The following is a 21,293-nucleotide window of genomic DNA, read 5'->3' as shown; positions in this document are numbered from 1 at the left end:
GCACCGCGCCTACAGCAGCACGCGGTTGAGCAGGTAGCCGCCGCCGGCGAGGATCAGCGCCAGTGTCGCCGCCAGCGCCAGCGGGCGCAGGCCGGCCTGGCGCAGCGCGCCGGCGTGGGTGCGCAGGCCGAGCGCGGCCATCGCCATCGCCAGCAGCGCGGTGTCGAGCGTCAGCAGCCCGTCCTTGAGCGCCGCCGGCAGCACGCCGAGCGAATTGACGCCGCTGGCGACGATGAACAGCACGGCGAACCACGGGATCGTCACCCGCTGCGCACGCTCGCCGGCCGGCGCCAGCCGCCACGACAGCAGCAGCAGGAACGGCGCGAGCAGCATCACCCGCATCATCTTGACGATGACGGCATCGGCCGCCGCCTGCTCGCCGATCGCCCGCCCGGCGACCACCACCTGCGCGACCTCGTGGATCGTCGAGCCGGCGAGCACGCCGTAGGCACGTTCATCGAGGCCCAGGTGCGGATACGCCAGCGGCCAGGCGAACATCGCCAGCGTGCCGAAGATCACCACCGTGGCGACGGCGACGGCGACCTTGTGCGCCGGCGCCTTCAGCACCGGCTCGGTGGCGAGCACCGCCGCCGCACCGCAGATCGCGCTGCCGGCACCGACCAGCATCGCCGTCTCCCGGTCCAGTCCGAACAGCCGGGTGCCGAGCCACCAGCCGAGCGTGAAGATGCCGGCGACGACGCAGGCGTCGATCGCCACCACCTGCCAGCCGAGCCCGGCGATCTGCTGGAAGCTGACCTTGAGCCCGAACAGCACGATGCCCAGGCGCAGCAGCGGACCGCGAGCGAAGTCGACACCGCTGGCGCAGTGCGTCGCCAGGCGCGGAAACACGGTGTTGCCGGCGAGGATGCCGAGCAGAATGGCCAACGTCAGCGCGCCGAGCCCGGCCTGCTGCACGGCCGGGCGGGCGGCCAGCAGCGCGGCGACGGCGGCCACGGCCGCGACGAGGACGAGGCCGGCGGCGCGCGGGCGGCGGGCGGCATGAGCAGTGGTCATCGAAGAATCCCTCCAGCGAACGTGAACGATGGCCGCCAGCTTGCGCAGCGCCGCGTCAGTGGAGAAACGGATTATTCTGTTTTGACTTATCGATATAACCACTAAGCACGCCCGCCATGCTCCGCCTCACGCTGCGTCAGCTCGAAGTCTTCGTCGCCATCGCCCGCCGCGAGAACGTCACCCAGGCCGCCGCCGCGATCGGCCTGTCGCAATCGGCGGCCAGCGCGGCGCTCGCCGAACTCGAAACCCAGCTCGGCAGCCGGTTGTTCGATCGCTTCGGCAAGCGCCTGGTGCTCAATGCCCACGGCCGCGAGGTGCTGGCGCATGCCGACGGCCTGCTCGACCGCGCCCGCGAACTGGAGACGCTGGCGACCGGCGAAGCCATCGAACTGCGCCTCGCCGCCAGCACCACCATCGGCAAATACCTGCTGCCGGCGCAGATCGGCCACTGCCTGACGCGCTGGCCCGGCAGCCGTTTCACGCTGCAGGTCAGCAATACCGAACACGTCATCGACGCCGTCGCCCGCGGCGAGGTCGATGCCGGTTTCGTCGAGGGCCACTGCGCGCACCCGCAGATCGAGGCGCAGCACTGGCGCGATGACGAGCTGTGCGTGTGCGTGGCGCCGAGCCACCCGCTGGCGGCACTGGCGGCGCCGACGCCGGCCGATCTGGCCGCCGCCGACTGGGTGCTGCGCGAGCCCGGCTCCGGCACGCGCGAAGTCGCCGAACACGCACTGAGCAGCGCCCTCGGTCCGATCCGCCTGGTGCTCGAACTCGGTGACAGCGAAGCGATCAAGCGCCTGCTGGAAAGCGGCTTCGGCGTCTCCTGCCTGTCGCGGCTGGCACTCGCCGAGGCGCTGCAGCGCGGCACGCTGTGCGTGCTCAACACACCGTGGCTGGCACTGCAGCGCCCCTTCCACCTGCTGCTGCACCGTGCCGGTTTTCGCTCCCGCGGCCTGCAGCGCTTTCTCGCGGCCGGGCCGGCAGCGCCCTGAGCCAACCGCACGGCACCGCTCCCGGCCACGGCCGTCGAGGTCTGCGGCCGCGTGGCGACAGTCCTGCGCACGGCAAGCGCTCGACTAATACTGTCTGATTGATACCGGCCGCCCCGGCGCAGGGCGGCCGCTGACCATGCTTGGAACATCCGGAGAGAGGTGTGTGATGCTCAGTCATTGGTTCAATCGAGAAGCGGAACCAGCACCGCCGGTCACGCCGGCAGCGGCCGAAAAACCGGCCGGCCTGCTCGACAGCATCGGCGGACTGCGCGCCTGCCTCGACGCCGCGCAGGCCAACATCTTCATCGCCGACACCGAGCTGAACCTGGTCTACGCCAACGCCGCCGCGCTGAAGACCGCGCGCACGCTCGGCGGCGAAATCCGCAAGACCTTCGGCATCGGCGTCGAGGAGCTGCTGCACGGCTCGATCCACCGTTTTCACCGCGACCCGGCACGCATCGAGACGATCCTGCGCAACTACCGCGAGACGCTGCCGCGCCACGCCATCTTCAGCTTCGGCGAGACCACGCTGCGCACCGACATCAGCGCCATCGAGCACGAGTCGCGCCTGCTCGGCTACATCGTCTGCTGGGACGATGTCACCGCCACGCAGCGCAACGCGCGGCTGATCGAGGACGCCCGCCAGCGCGAACACGCGCACAGCGAACAGCTGGAGCAGCAGGTGGGTGCGCTGCTGCGCGGCGTCGAGGCCGCCAGCGCCGGCGATCTGACCGGCCGCATCGAGATCCGTGGTGACGACGCCATCGGCCGTCTCGGCGCCGGCATCGAGCGCCTGCTGCACTGGCAGCGCGAGCAGCTGCGCCACCTCGGTGACAGCGCCGCGGCGCTGGGCGAGGAAGCCGGCAAGCTGCAGACGCTGTCGCACACCATCGACGAACAGGCGCACGGCGGCACCGAGCGCAGCCGGGCAGCGCTGCAGGCGGTCGAGGAGGTGCGTTCGCAGCTCGAATCGATCGCCGCCGCCGTCGAACAGCTGAGCGCCGCCGTCGGCGAGATCGCCCGTAACGCCGGCGAAGCCGCGCAGGTCGCCGGCCAGGCGCTGCAGGATGCCTCGGCCACCGTCAATCACATGGAACAGCTCGACGAGCGCGGCAAGCAGATCGGTCAGGTCATCCGCCTGATCAACGACATTTCCGACCAGACCCGGCTGCTGGCGCTCAACGCCACCATCGAGGCGGCCCGTGCCGGCGAGGCCGGCAAGGGCTTTGCCGTGGTTGCCGGTGAGGTCAAGGAGCTCGCCGCGCAGACGCAGAGCGCCACCAACACCATCGAGACCAGCATCGCCGCGATCCAGGGCGCGGCCAGCGAGGCCAGCACCTCGATCCGCGGCATGCGCGATGTCATCGCCCACATCAACTCGCTGCAGGAAAGCGTCGCCGCCGCGGTCGAGCAGCAGAGCGCCGTCACCAGCTCGATCACCCGCAATATCTCGGCCGCCGCCGACAGCAGTGCCACCATCACCCAGGGCGCGCGCCAGCACACACAGAGCGCTGAAACCAGCGCCCGCCAGGGCGCGGCGCTGGCCGCCAGTGCCAGCCAGCTGCAGGCGCTCGCGCAGAATCTGCAGGGCCTGCTGCAGCGCTTCCGCTACTGAGCGCGGCCCGCACGGGCGGACACCCCGGCGGACAGCTGCCGGTACGGCGCCGGCTGACACCCGCGCGCCGCTGCCCGTAGACTCGGCGCTACCCCCATGACCGGAGTCGCCATGACGGCCCCCATCCCCCCGACCGGCCGCCCGCACCTGCCCGCCTATCTGCGCGAGGTTTACGCCTGGGCCTACCTCAGCCGCTGGGGACGGCGGCTGTTCGACCGCCCCGTCGCCGTGCATTCGATCCTGCTCGGCAACGCTGCCCGACTGATGGGCGGCGTCGAGCGGCTGATCGCGCCGGGTGCGCGCGTGCTGCAGATCGCCTGCGTCTACGGTGATTTCAGCCGCCGCCTGGCGCGCCGCGCCGGCGCGCTGGAAGTCATCGACGCCGCCGCCGTGCAGGTGCGCGGCGTGCGCCGCAAGCTCGCCGAATTCCCGCACGCCCGCGCCCGCCGCCACGACGCCACGCTGCCGTTCGCGGCGCACTTCGATACGGTGGTCTGCTTCTTCCTGCTGCACGAGGTGCCCGACGCCTGCAAGCGGCGCATCGTCGACAACGCCCTCGCCGCGGTCGCCCCCGGCGGCTTCGCGGTGTTCGTCGACTATCACCGCCCGGCGCGCTGGCACCCGGCGCGACCGCTGATCGCGACGGTGTTCCGTCTGCTCGAACCCTTCGCCGCTACCCTCTGGCAGCGGCCGATCGCGAGCTTCGCCAGCCACGCGCAGGACTGGGACTGGCAGCAGCGCACCGTGTTCGGCGGCCTCTACCAGCAGGTGATCGCCCGCCGCCGCAGCGAGCCGTGAGTCCGCGGCAGCGGCGCTAGCCGACGGCGACGGCCGCGGCCGGCTGCGGCCGCTGCGCCGTCAGGGCGCTGCCTGCCGAGGCCGTCACGATCAGCCCGATCGCCAGCCACTGCAGCGCACTCAGCTGCTCATCGAGCAGCATCAGCGCCAGCAGCGCGGCCACCGCCGGCTCCATGCTGATCATGATGCCGAAGGCCTGCGGCGGCAGGCGCTTGAGCGCCACCATCTCCAGCGAGATCGGCAGCGCACTGGAAATCGCCGCCACGCCCAGGCCGACACCCAGCACCAGCGGTGAGCACAGCGCCGCGCCGGCCTGCATCATGCCCACCGGCACCACCACCAGCGCCGCCACCGTCAGCCCCAGCGCCACCGAATGCCCGGCGTGCAGGTGCCCCACCCGCTTGCCGAACAGGATGTACATGGCCCAGAACACGGCTGCCGCCAGCGCGTAGAGCACGCCGAGCGGATCGAGCGCGCCGACCACCTGCCCCAGCGGCAGCAGCAGCCCCAGCCCGGCCACCGCCAGCACCACCCAGGCGAAGTCCAGCGGCTGGCGCGAGGCCAGCAGCGCCACTGTCAGCGGCCCGGCGAATTCGATCGCCACCGCCACGCCGAACGGGATCGTGCGCAGCGCCAGATAGAAGGTCAGGTTCATCGCCCCCAGCGCCGCGCCGTACGCGACCAGCGCGCGGGCATCGGCGGCGGCCAGCCGCCAGCGCCAGGGCCGCCACAGCAGGCACAGCAGCAGCGCCGAGAAGCCGACGCGCACCGCCGTGGTGCCCTCGGCACCGACCAGCGGAAACAGCACGTGCTTGGCCCAGGAGGTGCCCACTCCGAGACAGGTGACGGAGCCGAAGATGGCCAGCAGCGGGACGAGAGAGGACAAGCGTGCGTTCGACATGCCGCGCACGATATTGCGCGGCGGCCGGTATTTGGGCTCTATTTCCACCCCGCCCGCGCAACTTTCACTCAGCCATGCCCATGCTGCCGACGCTCGATGCGTTCGATCTCGCCATCCTCGACATCCTGCAGCGCGACAACACGGTGTCGCAGCGCGCGATCGCACTGGCCGTGCACCTGTCAGCGCCGGCGGTGCAGCGGCGCATCCGCCGCCTGCGGGAAAGCGGCGTGATCCGCGCCGAGGTGGCGGTACTCGACGCCAACCGCCTGGGCCGGCCGCTGACGCTGCTGGTGGAAGTCCATGTGCACGACGAACACCCGCTGCGCACCGCCGGCCTGCGTCAGCGCATCGCGGCCGAGCCGGCGGTGCAGCAGTGCTACGCCATCACCGGTGAAGCCGATTACCTGCTGGTGATCAGCGCCGCGACCATGGCCGACTACCAGGCACTCAGCGAACGCCTGTTCGGCGGCGATGACAACGTGCGCCGCTTCCGCACCTCGGTGGCGCTGAGCTGCCTGAAGAGCGGGCTGCAGGTACCGATCGAACGCGACGCCGCCGCGCCCTGAAAGCGCCGGCGGCACAGCATCAAACCGCGCCCGGTGCGAACCGCCGCACGCGGCCACTCTCTGCACCGGATCGCCCGTCACGCTGACAGCCCGTGAGCGGCCGCTGCAGCAGTGCTCGGCGCCACTGCCGGCATCGCCGCCGCGGTGCCCGTGCTTTCAATCCCACTGCCCGGCGAGGCGGTCGGCCAGGCCGCTGGCGCGCGGTTTGACGGTCTGCACCGCCTGCTGCAACGCCTCGCGTTCGGCGAGCAGTTCGAGCTGGCGGCGGGCGCGAGTGACGCCGGTGTAGAACAGCTCGCGGCTGGTCGCCTGCTCGCTCGCCGCCAGCACCAGCAGCACGTGCTCGAACTCCGAGCCCTGCGCCTTGTGCACGGTCATCGCGAACACCGGCTCGTGCTCGGGCAGGCGCGGCACCGGCAGCGTGCGGCAGTGGCCGTCGGCGCCGACGAAGGCCACGCGCAGGCCCTGCTCGCTGCCGACGGCGATGCCGACATCACCGTTGAACAGGCCGAGCGTGTAGTCGTTGCGCGTGACCATCACCGCCCGCCCCGGGTACCACAGCACCTCGCCGCAGCGCAGACGCTGGCGTATCCGCGCCTCGATGCGCGCGTTCAGCGTCTCCACGCCGAGCGGCCCGTGCCGCGTCGCCGCCAGCAGGCGAAAGCCCGCGAAAGCCGCAGCGAGCGCTGGCGCATCGGCGCCCGCGGCGAGCGCCTGCAGGTAGGCCTCATAGCCGGCGAGCGCGCGCGCCACCGCCGCTTCGCTGCCCGCCGCCGGCTGCCAGGCGAGATCGTCGAGCCCGGCTTCGAGGCTGGCCAGCGCGGCGTCGGCGTCGCCGGCATTGATCGCCCGCGCCAGCCGGCCGATGCCGCTGTCGGCGCCGAAGCGGTGGCTGACGCTCAGCTCGGCGATGCCGTCGCGCAGCGCCGAGCCGGCCTCGGCAGCGGCCGGCGCCGCGCCGGCGACGCGGCGCAGGCGCTCGGCAAAGGCCGGTGACGGCGGCCCGGCCTGGGCACCGAGATCACCGAGCACCGCACCGGCGTCGACCGAGGCGAGCTGGTGACGGTCACCGAGCAGGATCAGCCGCGCGCGCGGCGGCAGTGCGGCGAGCGTGCGGCTCATCAGCGTCAGGTCGACCATCGACGCCTCGTCGATGACCAGCACGTCGCAGTCGAGCGGCGTCGCCGCGTCATGGCGGGCGCTGCCGTCGGGGCGCAGGCCGAGCAGCCGGTGCAGCGTCATCGCCGTGGTCGGCAACTGCGCTGCGAAGTCCGCGCCGAAAGCCGCGGCGATCGCCGGCCGGCGCTGGTCGAGCGCCTCGCCCATGCGCGCCGCCGCCTTGCCGGTCGGCGCCGCCAGCGCGATGCGCGGCGGCGGCTCGCCCTGACGCAGCAGCGCCGCCAGCACCGAGGCGAGCGTGGTGGTCTTGCCGGTGCCGGGGCCGCCGGTGATCAGCGCCAGCGCGCTCAGCGCCGCGGTCGCCGCCGCGCGCAGCTGGCCGTCATCGGCCGCCGCGCCGGGGAACAGCGTGGCCAGATCGGCGGCCAGCCGCGCCTCGTCGACCGCCACCGGCTGCGCGGCCAGCGCCAGCAGGCGCTCGGCCAAGGTCCGCTCGGCCAGCCAGTAGCGATACAGGTACAGCCGCCCGCTGGCGTCGAGCAGCAGCGGCTTGAGCTCGCCGGGTCGACCCAGCGCCGGGCAGTCGCGCAGCCGCTGCAGCCAGCCCGCGGCCTGCGGCGTCCACAGCGCCTCGCCGCGCTCGTCGGCGCCGAGCAGCAGGCGCCGCGGTCCGGCCAGCGGCTCGCAGACATGGCCGAGCGCCGGCGCGTGGCTGGCCAGCGCCGCGGCGAGCAGCCAGTCCCAGCGTGTGCTGCGGCACTGGCGGCCGATCATGCGGGCGAATTCCAGATCGAGGGCGTCGATACGCCCGGCGTTGAACAGCCGGCACAGCCGCGCGTCGGTATCGGAGTCGATGTCGGTCGTGCTCATGCGGCCTCCGGCAGCGTGCCGTGCTGCAGCCAGTGATCGAAGGCGGCGATGAAGGCCGCATCCGGGCGATCGGCGAACACGCCGTGCGTCGGCCCGAGCGCCGGGTCGAGGCCGCGCAGGAATAGGTAGAGCACGCCGCCGAAATCGCGCGCGTAGTCCCAGCCCGGCACGCGCTGACGCATCCAGCGCACCACGGCGACGCTGTAGAGCAGGTATTGCAGGCGGTAGCCGGCGGCATCCATCGCCGCGCCGAGGCGCTCGGCGGCGTAGTCCTCGATGCGCAGGCCGAGGCGGTTCGATTTGTAGTCGACGATCCACACCTGGCCGCGGTGCTGGAACACCAGATCGATGTAGCCGTGCAGATAGCCGTGCAGCGCGGCGAAATCGAGCTTTGGCAGCGCCCAGCCATAGCGCGCGCCGAGCGCCACCAGCCCGTCCGCCGTCAGCTTCTCGACCGGGAAGAAGAACTCCATCTCGGCGCGCCGCGCCGCCGCCGGCAGCGAGCACAGGCGCAGGCCATCGGCGGTCAGCGGCGTGCGCAGGGTGTGGCCGATGCCGCTGACCGCCGCCGCCAGCCAACGCTCGGCATCGAGGCCGCGCCGGCGCAGCCAGTCACCGGCGACGGCGGCAATCGCCGCGTCGTCGCCGGCGAAGTCGACGTGTTCGAGGATGTCGTGCAGGCAGGTGCCCGGCTCCGGCCCGGCCGGAAAGTGCAGGAAATCATCGGCGGCCGGCTCCAGCAGCGGCGGCGGGCGCACCGCGTCGACGTCGCGGCCTTCGTCGTGCCAGCCGGCGAGCAGCTGCGAGAAGCTGCCGGTGCGCCGCCCCGGCGACAGGTAGCGCGAGAACGGCCGGGCGTTCAGCGTCGCGGCATCGACCTCCGCCGGCGGATAGAACACCGTGCCCGCCGGCGGCAGCGGCTCAATGCGGATCGCCGTCGGCGCACACTGGCGCAGACTCTCCAGCGCCTGCTGCAGAGCCGCGTCGGCGATCCAGGCCTGGCGCGGGCGGCCGCGGTCGAGGCCGCACGCCAGCCACTGCTCGGCCGAGCCGAAGCTCTGCGGGTGCAGCAGCCAGGCCAGCGGGCTGCGCTCGGCGCCGGAATAGGCGCCCCAGATCAGGTACAGGCGCTCGCGGGCACGGGTCAGCGCGACGTAGGCCAGGCGCAGTTGCTCGGCCAGCTCCTCCTCGACCGCCTGCCGGCGGCTGGCGCCGCCCTGCGCCGGCGCCAGGTCGAGCAGCAGGCGGCCGCTGGCCTCGGGGTCGTGGTAGCGCACCGAGGCATCCTCGGCGCCCCAGACCGTGAGATCCCACAGCAGCGGGCAGAACACGATCGGGTATTCCAGCCCCTTGGACTTGTGGATGGTGACGATCTGCACGCGCGCGGCGTCGGACTCCAGGCGCATCTGCCGGCTTTCATCCTCGATCGCGCCTTCAGTACGCGCCTGCGCCAGCTGTACCAGCAACGCCTCCATGCCGCCGCCAGTGCTGTCGAACTCGGCCAGCAGCTCGCCGAGGTGCAGCAGATTGGCCAGCCGCCGCTCGCCGTCGCGGTAGTCGAGCAGGCGCTCGGCGATGTCGAACTCGGTGAGCAGCGCGCGAAACATCGGCGCAAAGCCGCGCTCGGCCCAGCGCTCGTGCAGCCCCTGCAGGCGGCCGATCAGCGCTTCCCAGCGCGCCTCGTCCTCGGCCAGCGCCAGCAGCCCGGCAGCGTCGACGCCGAGCAGATCGCTCGCCAGCGCCGCGCGCACGCCGGGTTCGCGGCGCGGATCGAGCACCGCCGCGAGCAGGCGTTCGAGCTGCAGCGCCTCGGCGGTGGCGAACACGCTGTCGGGTGAATGCAGCACGCTGGGCACGCCGCGTTCGAGCAGCGCATCGCGCATCGTCATCGCCTGGGTATGGGTGCGCACCAGCACGGCGATGTCGCCGCCGCCGAGCGCGCGGCCAGCGATGGATGCCCGGCCGTGGCGGCCGGCGCTGAGCAGTTCGGCGATGCGCCCGGCGGTCGCCGCCAGTGCCGCGGCGCGCCCGACGGCCTTGCTCACCGGCTTGCCGTCGTCACTGCCGCACCACCACAGGTGCAGCGCCGCGTCGCCGTCGGGCAGCTGCAGCGACGCCGGTTCGTCTGGCTTCGGCTGGACCGGCACGTAGTCGATGCCGGGGAGCAGGAACGGATCGCGGCGCTGGCTGAACAGTGCATTCAGCGCGGCGATCAGCGGCGGCCGCGAGCGCCAGTTGACGGTCAGCGTGTGCCGCTGCGGAGCGTCGTCGCGGGCGGCGAGGTAGGCGAAGACGTCGGCGCCGCGGAAGCTGTAGATCGCCTGCTTCGGGTCGCCGACGCAGCACACCGGCAGTTCGTGACCGTGGTAGATGGCCTTGAAGATCGCGTACTGCGTCGGGTCGGTGTCCTGGAATTCGTCGATCAGCGCCGCCGGATAGCGCCGGCGCAAGCCCTCGGCGAGGCGCGCCCCGGCACCGTCGACCGCCAGCGCCGCCGCCAGCCCGCTCAGCAGGTCGTCGTAGGACAGCACGCCGGCCTCGCGCTTGCGCCGGTGCAGCTCGGGCACGGCGAATTCGAACAGGCCGCGGCGCAACCGCACCAGCTCGTTATCCAGCGCCGCGCCCAGCGCCTCGGCCGCCGTCATCAGCGCGGCGGCGGCGGCAAAAAACGCATGCTGCGGACAGACGCCGCCTTTTTTCAGCGAGGCGGCGAGCTTGGCCGGCGTCAGCAGCTCGAACTTCTGCGGCAGTTCCGGCGTCGCCGCGGCCAGCCAGGCATCGACCTCGGCCAGCAGCGCGGTCAGCGTCGCCGGGCGGTAGATGTTGGCTTTCAGGCCGGCGCCGGCCAGCTCGGCGGCGAGCGCCTCCGGCGCCCACAGCGCCTGCGCCGCCTGCAGCGCGGCATCGAAGGCCGCCTCGGCGCTGGCGTAATCGACGCCCGGCACATCGAGCAGCTGCAGCCACGGCTTGCCCAGCCAGCCGCGCAGCTCGGCGGCGAGTGCGGCCGGGCTGAGGCCGCGGTTGAGGGCGTGGGCGACGATGCGCCGCTGCGCACTGTAGAGCGTGCGCCGCCAGTAATCCTCGACCACCGCCTGCAGCAGACTGTCCTGATCGGCGAGCAGCTCGGCATCGAAATCGGCACCGGCGGCGAAGGCATGCTCGGCCAGCGCGCGGTGGCAGAAGCCGTGGATGGTGAACACCGCGGCCTCATCGAAGCCGAGCAGTGCCGCCTCCAGCCGCCGCGTCGCCCGCCGCTGCGCCTCGGCGTCACCGGCGCAGCGGTCCAGCAGGCCGCACAGCAACGGATCATCGCCGCCGTCGCCCTGCTCGAAGGCCAGCCGCGCTTCGGCCAGGCGCTGGCGCAGGCGGCCGCGCAGCTCGGCGGTCGCCGCCTCGGTGAAGGTCACCACCAGGATCTGATCCGGGCGCAGCTGGCGCTCCAGCACCAGGCGCAGGTACAGCGCAGCGATGGTGAAGGTCTTGCCGGTGCCGGCGCTGGCCTCGATCAGCAGCATGCGTTCGAGGCCGACGCCGAGCGCGTCGAAGTTCTGCAGCGTGCTCATGCCCCCTCCTCGCTGCGGGCAGCCTCGATCGCCGCGAAGATGCGCGTGCCCCAGTCCAGGCACGCATCCAGCGGCAGCTCAGCGCTGAACGCCGCGGCGTAATAGGCCTCGTCGCGGTAGGCGAAACGGCTGTTGTAGCCGCCTTCCCATTTGCGCCGCGCCGCCTGCCGCGCAGCGTCGCTGTCGCTTTCGCGCGCCGCCGCCCAGGCACAGGGCGGCACGAAGGGCAATGGCGCGCGCAGGCCGCTGGCGTAGCCGGCGAGCAGCATGTCGAGCTCGGCGGCGGCATTGGCCAGCGGTTTCAGGCGCAGCGCCGTGTCGCTGCCGACCAGGCAGGTGTGCGGCGTGATGTCAGGGCGTTCGGCCGCCGCCAGCTGCAGCAGCAGATGGCCGATCCAGGCCGTCAGCCGCTCGCGCCAGCCGAGCGGCTGCGCCACCACCAGCAACCGGCCGTCGGCCCGCAGCTCGCGCAGCCAGCCGCTCAGGGTGACGCCGGCGTGCTGATAGTGCAACGCACAGGGCTCACAATCGGCGCTCGCCGGCGGCAGTGCGGCGATGACTTTGTCGACGGCACCGCTGGCACCGTCGAGTTCGAGGCGGCCGATCGCGCCGTGCGGCAACCAGCCGGCGGCGGCGACCAGCCGGCGGGCGTCGTCGGCGGCGCAGTCTTCGCGGCGCAGGCTCAGCAGCTCGGTGCGCAGCGCGCGTTCGCCCCAGTCTTCATCAAGGCGGAACGGCTCGGCATGCGCCAGCGCGCCGTCCAGCTCCTCGAAGCGCAGGCCGAGGCGCTCGCGCAGCAGGTAGCGCGCCGGGTGGCTGTAGAAGCCGATCAGCCGCTCCGGCGTCACGTTCAGCAGCTCGGCCGGCGGTGGCGGCAGCGGCTCCCCGGCGAACAGCCGCTGGCACAATCGCTGGCCGCGCCCGATGCGGCGGGCCAGCCCGGCCAGACGCGGCGAATGCGAGGCCAGCCGCGCATCGGCGCCGTCGAAGGCGCGCGGCGAAAACGCCTGCAGCGGGTGTTCGGCGCGGATCAGCGCCAGCGGATCGCGGGCGCGGTCGCCGGGCCTGCGCGGCAGCGCAGGCGTCGGCTCGTCGGCGCGCACGCAGCTGCGGCCGATGGTGTCGAGCAGCTCGGCGACCAGCACCGAGGGCGGCAGCTCGGCATCGTCGCGGGCGCTGCGGCCGACGTAGCTCATATAAAACACCTGCCGCGCCGACAGCAGCGCTTCGAGGAACAGGTAGCGATCCTCGTTGCGCGGCGAGCGGTCGCCGCGGCGCGGCTGCCGCAGCAGCAGGTCGAAGTCGCGACGGCTGGCGCGGCGCGGGTACTCGCCGTCGTTGAGGCCGATGACGCAGACCACTTCAAAGGGGATCGCGCGCATCGGCACCATGCGGCAGAAGGTGATACCGCCGCGCAGCCCGGCGTTGCCGCGTTCGCCGCCGAGCTCGCCGAGCACGAAGTCACGCACCGCGGCGAGTGGCACCGCCGCGTCGAAACCGGCGCGCACGGCGGTGTCTTCCAGCCGCTGCAGCGCATCGCGCCACTGCTGCACGGCGGCCAGCTCGCTGGCGTCCTCGGCGAGCAGGAAGCCATCGAGCAGCGCTTCGAGCCGCGTGCGCCACTGCGCCGGCGGGCAGCGGCCGCTCAGGCGCTCGCGCAGCGCGGCCAGCTCGGCGGCGAAATGCGCCAGCCGGCCGACCAGCCGCGCCGCCTCGCCGCCCGGTGCATCGACCGGCAGCAGGCCGGCGTACAGCGCCCTCCCGCCCGTCGGCAGCGCACTGCCGAGCAGCAGGCGATCGAGCCCCCAGCGCCAGCTGTGCTCGGGCTGCGCCGGCAGGCCGAGGGCTGCGCGCTGCGCGCCATCCCAGGCCCAACGCACGCCGGCACGGCTCAGCCAGTCACGCACGCTGTCGAGTTCATCGGCGGCGATGCCGAAGCGCCGGCGCAGCGCCGGCACTTCGAGCAGGCTGACGACGGCATCGGCCTCGAAACGGCTGTCGGGCATGTCGAGCAGGCGGAACACCGCGTCGAGCGTGCGGTTCTCGGCGCGCGCGGTGCGATCGACGATGTCGAAGGGCATGCGCTGCTCGGCGCCGGCGAACACCGCTTCGATCGCCGCGGCATAGGCGTCGATGTCCGGCGTCATCACCACCACGTCGGCCGGACCGAGCGCGGGATGGGCCGCGAACAGCGCCAGCAGGCGCTCGTGCAGCACTTCGATCTCGCGCAGCCGGCCGTGGCAGACGTGCAGCTGCACGGAGTCATCATCGGCGCGCAGCCGGTAACGCGGCAGACCGCGCTCGCCGCGCTCACGCAGTTCGAGCATGTCGCTCTGCAGCACCTGCAGCAGGGTCTGCGCCGCCTCGGCCGGCTGCGGCTCGGGCGGGTCGAAGGCGTCGATACGCACCATCTGTTCGCCGAGCTCGGCGAGCTGATGATGGAAATCGCGCCCGAGGCGGCCGGTCGAGGCCAGCAGGCGATTGCCGGTTTCCAGGTAGGCCTCGGCCGGATCGCTGTCGGGCAGGCGCCGCGCCAGCGTGCGTTCGGCCTCGATCAGGCCCCAGTACTCGCGGCAGGGATTGAGCAGGTAGAGATCGATGCGCAGAAAGCGCGCCAGCGCCTGCAGGGTTTCCAGCCAGGCCGCCGGCAGCGCCGGGATGCCGATCAGCGACAGCCGCGGCGGCAGCCCCGGCGGCGGCGTGTCGCGGGCCTGCAGCGCGGCGAGAAAGCGCTGGTGCAGCTGCGCGCGGTGCGGCTCGCCGCAGGCCACCAGCCGCCGCCACAAGGCCGGCTGCCAGGCATCGGCCGCGTCGGCGCCGCGCTGACCGCCCTGCTCCCAGTCCTCGATCCAGTCGGGGCGATAGACCAGATACTGGTCGAAGGTGTCGGCGATGCGCCGCGCCAGCCGGTAGCGGCCGCGCTCATCCTGGCGTTCGAGGTAGGCGGCAAGCGGAGCAAACACCGCCTCATCGGCCAGCCGCCCGCATTCGCTGAGCACGCGCCAGGCGAGGATCGGCGTGGCATAGGCCGATTCCTGCGGCACCTCCGGCAGCAGCGCGCGGTACAGGTCCCAGAACAGCCGCGACGGCAGCGGCCAGTCGAGATTGGCGCAGACCCCGAGGCGCTCGGCCAGGCCGAGCGACAGCCAGCGCCGCAACCCGTTGGAAGCGACGACCAGCGTCTCCGCCGCGAAGGCATCACCGAGCGGCGCGCGCAGCTGCGCGGCCAGCACATCGGCCAGCGTTTCCATGCGGTTGCTGTGGATGACGGTGAGCATCGGCGGGATCTCGCGGCGGCCCCGGCAGCGGGCGCGCGCAAGCATCGCAGAATCCACCGCGTGCCGGTGTGTTCACCGGCACCGCGCCGACCCGCAGCCGTGCGGGTCGTGCAGGATGGCGCCCCGCCGGTCTCCGGCAGGGCGCAAGCAGCGCTCAGATCGCGCCGCGGACTTCGCGCTTGACCTCGACGGTGCCCGACACCGCCTCGGCCAGCGTCACCGTCGGGAACTTCGGCGTGTAGCCGCGCAGAGCCGTGTACAGCGTCTCGACCTTCTCGGCGCTCGACTGGCCCTTGAAATCGCTCTTTTCCAGCGCGACGAGGTCGATCAGCTCGTTCCAGACCATGCCTTCGGTCAGCGGAATCAGCACCGCGCTGGCCGCCGCCGCCGCGCACTGCACCGGCGCCGGGATGTTGACGACGAAGAAGAACAGCTTGGTATCGGACGCGAAATCGTCCTGGTACTTGTCGACGAAGATCTGCACTTCGGCAGCGTCTTCGAGGAAGCCGGCGGCCAGCTTGAGCTGCTCGCCTTCAGCCAGCATCACCGCCTGCCCCAGCACGGCGACCGGCGGCTTGCGCCGGCCCTGGGCGTCGCCGACCTCACCCTCGACGAGCACCAGCTCGCCGCGGTAGGCCACGGCCGCCTCGGTGGCTTCCTTGAAATTCTTGTTGAACAGCAGGCCGGCCTGCTCATAGCGGTCGAACAGCATGATGTAACTCCACGGTCGGAAAGCAATGCGGTCGAGGTGACTAGCAAATTCCGATCCAACCAAATACATCATTTAAAATCAAAAGAATACGCATCAAAAATACGACTGATACGCTGCAGACCAATGCCGCCACGCAGGCATTGTCGCAAACCCGCCAAGCGCCGACGGCGACATCGGGCGTGGTCGCGACATCACGACACAAGTGTTGATGCTGCATTTGCAAATCTTGACCCAGCACAAAACCTTAAACGGTTTTAATGATCGGCATCCCGAATTCAGCAAGGTCGATCTGCCCATGAAGGCCGCCTCATTACCGTCATTTCTCGTCGCCGGACTGCTGCTGTGCACCGCAGCACAGGCCGGCGCCGGCACGCTGAGCGCCACCGACATCCTCAGCCAGTTCAATGCCGTGATCTTCGGTTCGCTGACTTCAAGCTCGGAAATCGAAGGCCGGACCTTCGTCGGCGGCAACCTGAGCGGTTCGTCCTCGACCTACGCCACGCGCACGCTGCCGGCCTCCGACTACGCGGCGCTGACCGTCGGCGGCAGCATCACCACCAGCGGCTGGGTCAACGTCAACAACAGCGGCAGTGCCGTCGTCGCCGGCAACGTCAGCTACATGAACATGAACGGCGGCTCGGCGACGATCGGCGGCACGGTCACCGGCATCGTCAACGGCAGCGCCGTCACCGGCGTCAGCCTGCCGATTCCGGACTTCAAGCAGACGCTGCTCGACTTCTCCGCCCAGCTGGCGACGATGAGTGCCAACAGCGCGGTCACCATCAGCGGCAACACGGCGATCTTCTCGGCCTCGCCGGACGCCGACGGCACCGCGGTGTTCACCATCAGCGATCTCGATTTCTTCAATAACATCAATCAGATTTCGTTCAATCTGAACGGTGCCGACACGGTCATCATCAACGTCGACGTGGTCACTGCGACGATCGCCGCCAACTTCCTCGCCGGCGCCGCGACGCAGATCGCCGACAACGTGATCTGGAACTTCGCCGACGCCACCGAACTGAGCTTCAACACTGAATTCGGCGGCACCGTGCTGGCGCCGAACGCGCACGTCAGCAACAGCATCAGCATCGACGGCACGCTGGTCGCCGACAGCCTGACGCAGAACGGCGAGCTGCATCAGTACAACTTCACCGGTTCGATCCCGAGCGACCCGGCGACACCGGTCAGCGTCGATGCGCCATCGACGCTGGCGCTGTCAGGCCTCGCAGCCTGTGCACTGCTCGGCGCCGCGCGCCGCCGCCGGCCCCGCCTGGCTGCCTGATAGACACACCTGACGCCAGCAGCCGTCGACCGCGCGAACCGCGGTCGACAGCCGTTCGTCTGTTGGGATACGGCCGAAGGCGCGGGCTCAGTCGCCACCCGGCTGATCTTTCGGCGTCGCGACTTCCTCGGCGATGCGCAGCTCAAGCAGTTCCCTGGCCTGCGTCTGCACGGCTTCCAGCTCCTCGGCCGTGAAACGTTCGATATCGAACAGATCCTGCACGCCGAGCACGCAGGCATCGACGCCGGCGATGATGCTGGACAGCAGCTCGGCATCGCCGTGCAACCAGCGCTTCAGGGCATCCAGCGCGCCGGCCGTGGCGCGATCACGCTCGCTCTGCAGCCAGATGTCCGCCACTTTACCGGCGACGGCGACGCAGGCCGCCACGATCGGTGCCGAGCCGGCACGGCCGCGCGGCTCATGCGAATAGCGCACGGCCTCGACGATGCCGTTGGGCAGGTTCCAGCGGCTGAGCAGCCAGCCGCCGACTTCGGCGTGATCGAGCTGCAGGCGCGCGTGTTCGAGCGCCACGCGCTGGTCGTGTGCCGGCTCGACCGGCGGGAGCGTGGCGTACAGGCCGGGCTCGGCCTGTTCGAGCGCGAGGATGCCGATGTCCTGCAGCAGCGCGGCGATGAACACGTCCTCGATCAGATGCAGCGCCACGCGCTGCGCGATCTCCCGCCCGGCGAGCGCCGCCAGTACCGAGCGCCGCCAGAACTGGCCGCCGCCGCCGTTGATCCCGTGCAGCAGGCCGTGAAACGAAAAACCCAGGGCGATGTTGATGATGCCGCGCATCCCCATCACCACCAGAGCTTGCGACAGATTGGTGACGCGGCGCGAGCGCGCGTAGAGCGCGGAATTGGCGACCTTGAGCACGCGCGCGGTCAGCGCCGGATCGAGCGTGACGACCCCGATCAGCTCGTCGGGCTCGGCATCGGGATCTCGCGCGATGTCGATGATGCGCATCGCCGCACCCGGCAGGGAGGTCAGGACGAAGGCATCCCGCAGGCGGTTCTCAAGCGATTTGTCCATGACGGCCCTGGGGAACGATTCGCCTTAAAACTTACCGGCAGTTTACCCTGACCCGCAATATGCCCGGAGTCCGGGCAGCGACCGTCCGCCGTCAGGCAGCCGGACGCAGCGGCATGACGTCGACCGACACGTCGAGCGCATGGGTACCGCCGCCGATCATCACGCCCTTGAGCGGTGCGACGTCGCTGTAGTCACGGCCCCAGGCCAGCGTGACGTGACGCTCGCCGGGCAGGCAGTCGTTGGTCGGATCGAGATCCACCCAGCCGAGGCCGGGAATGAACACGGCGAGCCAGGCGTGCGAGGCATCGGCGCCGACCAGCCGTTCCTTGCCCGGCGGCGGCAGGGTTTCCAGGTAACCGCTGACGTAGCGCGCGGCCAGGCCGAGTGAGCGCAGGCAGCCGATCGCCAGATGGGCGAAGTCCTGGCAGACACCGCGGCGTTCTTCGAGTACCTGCGACAGCGGTGTGGCCAGCGTGGAGAAGCCCGGGTCGTAGGTGAAGTCCTTGAAGATGCGGCGATTGAGGTCGAGCACCGCTTCGAGCAGCGGCCGATCCGGCGCGAAGGACGGCCGTGCGTAATCGAGCAGCTCGTGACTGGGGCGGATGAACGGCGATTCGAGCATGAACTGGCGCGCTTCGAGCGCGCCGAGTTCCGGCAGCCGGCGCACCACGCGCGCGACCTCGTCCCAGGCCGGCGACGCGGCGTCCGGCGGCAGCACGCGCGGTGCGCCGGTGATGTGCGAGGTGGCAGTGACCTTTAGGACCTGGTGCAGGTCCTGGATCGAGAAATACACCACGCGATTGCCGAAGAAATCGCGACGCTCGTGGTAGATCGCCGGCTTGGGCTCGATGACCAGCTTGGTCTCGCCGACGAACTGCGAAGGCGTCTCGCGCGGCAGCAGGCGCGCCTCGTTGTGACACAGCGAGACGCGGCCGCTGTAGCGATACGTGGTGCGGTGGGTGACGCGGTAATTCATGGATGGTTCACTCGTGGCCGGCCGCCTGCCCACCCGCTCACAGCATGTCGATCAGCTGGCGCGGAGTCTCGGAATGACTGAAATGACTGTGCGTGAGCGCATCCGACAGCTCGCTCAACGGTGCCATCAGGCTCGCCAGCAGCTCGGCGAGCAGATGGCCACCGCTGCCGCCCTCCTCCTCACCCTCGCGGATCGAGGCCGCCAGCGCCTCGATGTCGACGAGCTGCAGTGTCGACTGCGCCTGCAGGATCAGCCGCTCCTCGGCACTGCGGTACGGCGTGCCGCTGGGTTGCGGCAGGCGCTGAATCTGCCGTGCCAGCCGGCGCAGCAGGTAACCGACCGAGCGCGGGTTGTCCTCGTCGAACAGCAGCAGGTCGAGGATCGCGTTCGGATGCAGCGCCGAGCGGTAGCGGCGACGGTAGGCGGTCATGTTGTCGGTCGTCGACAGCAGCACCTCCCACAGCGGCAGGCCGGGATGCTTGGCGCGCACGAACACCACTTCGAGCAGGTTCAGCGTATTCAGCGTGCGCTCGACGAAACGGCCGATGTCGAGGAAACGCCAGCCGTAGTGATGCGGCATGGTCTCGTTGCACAGGCCGAAGAAGGCGGCAATCAGCGTCAGATGCTCGTCGAGCGCCTTGCGCGCACCGCTGATGCTCGGCGGTGATGGCAACTGCTGCAGGTTGTCGCGCAGGCGGTTGAGCACGCGGAAGGAATCGTCGCCGAGATGATCGCGCACGGCACGGCCGTTGCGCAGCATGCCGGCGAACATCTCGCGCAGGCCGTTCTCGCGCTGGTCGTCGAACATGCTGAGCAGCGTCCGCCGCAACGCCAGGTAACGTCCGCGCGGACCGGCCTCGACCTCGCCGACATCGAGCATCAGCGCGGTGAGCAGCTCTTTCAGGCAGCTGTCGTCGCCGGCCTCCTCGCCGCGCTCGACCAGACGCTGCAGCGCCTCGCGCAGCAGCCGCGAGAGAATGTCGTAGCGCTCGCCGTAGCGGCCGAGCCAGAACAGATTGTCGGCCACGCGGCTGGGCAGATCGGCGCCGTCACGGGTGACGATGATCGGGCCGTGGGCCTGACGCAGCAGGCTGACGTGCGGCTGCGGGGCGTCCGCCAGCACCCATACGTCTTTGGTGATGCCACCCTGGCCGCTGGGTGCGCCTTCCGGCGTCGCCCAGGCCAGAGCGCCGGGCATCACCCGGTAGCCGTCTTCGGCGAGCACGCTGAAGGCGCGCAGCGTCACCGGCTCGGCGACGATGCGGCCATCCGCCCACACCGGTGCCGTCGCCGGCCGGATGCGCTCCTGCGCCACGAACAGATGCGGTGCGTTCCGGATACGCTCGCGCAGGCGCTGACGCCCGGGCTCGTCGAGCCGGGCACCGTCGATCCGCGTGCGATCCGGTAGGTAATGCACCAGCAGGCGATCGAGCGAGCCGAGCACCTGGTCGCAGTCCTGCTCCCGCCCGCACCACCAGCTGGCGACCGATGGCAGGCGCAGCTCCTCGCCGAGCAGCTCACGCGCCAGCGCCGGCAGGAACGGCAGCAGCCCGGGGTTTTCCATTGCGCCGCAGCCGAGCGCGTTGGCCAGTGTCACGCCGCCTTCACGCACGGCGGAGAGCAGCCCCGGCACACCGAGCACCGAATCGCCGCGCAGCTCCAGCGGATCGCACCAGGCGTCGGTGACCCGGCGCAGGATGACATCGACTGCCTGCAGGCCACCGAGCGTCTTCAGCCAGACGCGGCCGTCGCGCACCACCAGATCCTCACCCTGCACCAGTGAGATCGACAGGTAGTTGGCAAGGTAGGCGTGTTCGAAATAGCCCTGGCTGCCGGGGCCCGGAGTCAGCAGCACGACGTTCGGGCTGTCCAGATGACGGGCGGCCAGCCGGGCCAGCGTGGCACGCTCGGTTTCCAGGAAACTGGCGAGCCGCTGCAGCGGCGCCTCGCGATAGACGGTCGGCAGGGCCCGCGCCAGTGTGATGCGGTTCTCCAGCGCATAGCCTTCGCCGGACGGCGCCTGCGCCCGATCGCCGAGCGCCACCCAGTGGCCGTACTCGTCACGTGCAATGTCAACGCCGTGGCATACCAGCCATGCATGCCCTTCGGGGAGCGAATTCCAAGCCGGATGCAGAAAGCCGGGGTGTGCGTGCACCAGCTCCGGCGGCAGCACGCCGCGGCGCAGGACGGTACGCGGGCCGTACAGATCAGCGAGCAGGCGGTCGAACAGACGCGTGCGCTGCGCCACGCCGGCCTCGACCTCGGCCCAGTCACTGCCTTCGATCGGCAGCGGGATCGGATCGACGCTCCAGGCCCGATTGGCGCCGCGGCTGTCTTCATAGGCGTTGAACGTCACGCCGTTTTCGCGCAGCAGGCGCTGTGCTTCTTCATAGCGCGGCTGCAGCTCGCTGACACCCAATTCCGCGAGCTGGCCAAGGATGTAATCCCATCCCGGACGCAGGGAACCATCCGGCCTGAGCAAGACATCCCAACGGCCGTCCTGTGGCAACGGATAGTCGGCCAGCAGTGTTTCGACTGCGGTCGGCTTCATCTGGGCCTCGATCATGCG

At 71.0% G+C, this 21,293-nt stretch carries 14 protein-coding genes; 5 read left to right on the top strand and 9 right to left on the bottom strand.

What is annotated here, in order from left to right; translation table 11 throughout:
* Positions 1–9: 9 nt before the first annotated feature.
* Positions 10–1,014 carry a YeiH family protein gene (locus C7443_RS14085; protein ID WP_110019261.1) on the bottom strand — a complete coding sequence of 335 codons (1,005 nt, stop codon included), beginning with the start codon at positions 1,012–1,014 and terminating at the stop codon, positions 10–12.
* A gap of 116 nt (positions 1,015–1,130) precedes the next feature.
* Between C7443_RS14085 and C7443_RS14080 the strand changes: the two genes are divergently transcribed.
* From C7443_RS14080 to rquA, 3 genes are all read left to right on the top strand, one after another.
* Positions 1,131–2,009 (top strand): LysR family transcriptional regulator, encoded by an 879-nt coding sequence (locus C7443_RS14080; RefSeq protein WP_110019260.1) that lies wholly within the window; start codon positions 1,131–1,133, stop codon positions 2,007–2,009.
* 166 nt (positions 2,010–2,175) lie between these two features.
* Positions 2,176–3,624, top strand: coding sequence for a methyl-accepting chemotaxis protein (locus tag C7443_RS14075; RefSeq protein ID WP_246004677.1), 1,449 nt, complete (start codon positions 2,176–2,178; stop codon positions 3,622–3,624).
* A 111-nt stretch (positions 3,625–3,735) separates the two neighbouring features.
* Positions 3,736–4,422 (top strand): rhodoquinone biosynthesis methyltransferase RquA, encoded by a 687-nt coding sequence (gene rquA / locus C7443_RS14070; RefSeq protein ID WP_110019258.1) that lies wholly within the window; start codon positions 3,736–3,738, stop codon positions 4,420–4,422.
* A gap of 16 nt (positions 4,423–4,438) precedes the next feature.
* On the opposite strand, the gene C7443_RS14065 is transcribed toward rquA, so the two are convergent.
* A complete protein-coding gene (locus C7443_RS14065; protein ID WP_110019356.1) occupies positions 4,439–5,323 on the bottom strand; it encodes an EamA family transporter in 885 nt (294 codons plus the stop codon).
* A 74-nt stretch (positions 5,324–5,397) separates the two neighbouring features.
* Between C7443_RS14065 and C7443_RS14060 the strand changes: the two genes are divergently transcribed.
* The gene (locus C7443_RS14060; protein ID WP_110019257.1) at positions 5,398–5,889 is read left to right on the top strand and encodes an Lrp/AsnC family transcriptional regulator; all 492 of its coding nucleotides are present in this window, start codon (positions 5,398–5,400) and stop codon (positions 5,887–5,889) included.
* Positions 5,890–6,045: 156 nt separating this feature from the next.
* On the opposite strand, the gene recD is transcribed toward C7443_RS14060, so the two are convergent.
* From recD to C7443_RS14040, 4 genes are all read right to left on the bottom strand, one after another.
* Entirely contained in the window at positions 6,046–7,878 is a 1,833-nt protein-coding gene (gene recD, locus C7443_RS14055; protein WP_110019256.1) for an exodeoxyribonuclease V subunit alpha, read from the bottom strand.
* Entirely contained in the window at positions 7,875–11,441 is a 3,567-nt protein-coding gene (gene recB / locus C7443_RS14050) for an exodeoxyribonuclease V subunit beta (protein WP_110019255.1), read from the bottom strand. Before recB ends, recD begins: the two co-directional genes overlap by 4 nt.
* Positions 11,438–14,719 carry an exodeoxyribonuclease V subunit gamma gene (recC, locus tag C7443_RS14045; protein WP_170123622.1) on the bottom strand — a complete coding sequence of 1,094 codons (3,282 nt, stop codon included), beginning with the start codon at positions 14,717–14,719 and terminating at the stop codon, positions 11,438–11,440. Before recC ends, recB begins: the two co-directional genes overlap by 4 nt.
* Positions 14,720–14,873: 154 nt before the next feature.
* On the bottom strand, positions 14,874–15,431 hold the full coding sequence (locus C7443_RS14040) for a hypothetical protein (protein WP_110019253.1): 558 nt from the start codon (positions 15,429–15,431) through the stop codon (positions 14,874–14,876).
* A 295-nt stretch (positions 15,432–15,726) separates the two neighbouring features.
* On the opposite strand from C7443_RS14040, the gene C7443_RS14035 reads away from it, so the two are divergent.
* Positions 15,727–16,716, top strand: a complete 990-nt coding sequence (locus C7443_RS14035; protein ID WP_170123621.1) for a choice-of-anchor A family protein — start codon at positions 15,727–15,729, stop codon at positions 16,714–16,716.
* Between the two features lie 87 nt (positions 16,717–16,803).
* Here C7443_RS14035 and C7443_RS14030 read toward each other — a convergent pair whose 3' ends face one another.
* The 3 genes from C7443_RS14030 to C7443_RS14020 all read right to left on the bottom strand — a co-directional run bounded on the left by C7443_RS14030 (position 16,804) and on the right by C7443_RS14020 (position 21,290).
* Positions 16,804–17,748 carry an HDOD domain-containing protein gene (locus C7443_RS14030; protein ID WP_110019251.1) on the bottom strand — a complete coding sequence of 315 codons (945 nt, stop codon included), beginning with the start codon at positions 17,746–17,748 and terminating at the stop codon, positions 16,804–16,806.
* Between the two features lie 91 nt (positions 17,749–17,839).
* Positions 17,840–18,724: a transglutaminase family protein gene (locus C7443_RS14025; RefSeq protein ID WP_110019250.1), complete on the bottom strand. Its 885-nt coding sequence runs from the start codon at positions 18,722–18,724 to the stop codon at positions 17,840–17,842.
* 37 nt (positions 18,725–18,761) lie between these two features.
* The gene (locus tag C7443_RS14020; protein WP_170123620.1) at positions 18,762–21,290 is read right to left on the bottom strand and encodes a circularly permuted type 2 ATP-grasp protein; all 2,529 of its coding nucleotides are present in this window, start codon (positions 21,288–21,290) and stop codon (positions 18,762–18,764) included.
* Between the last annotated feature and the right edge of the window lie 3 nt (positions 21,291–21,293).

Origin of the sequence: Plasticicumulans acidivorans, assembly GCF_003182095.1 — a bacterium.
Taxonomy (GTDB): domain Bacteria; phylum Pseudomonadota; class Gammaproteobacteria; order Competibacterales; family Competibacteraceae; genus Plasticicumulans; species Plasticicumulans acidivorans.
This window is presented reverse-complemented; position numbering and strand designations above follow the sequence as displayed.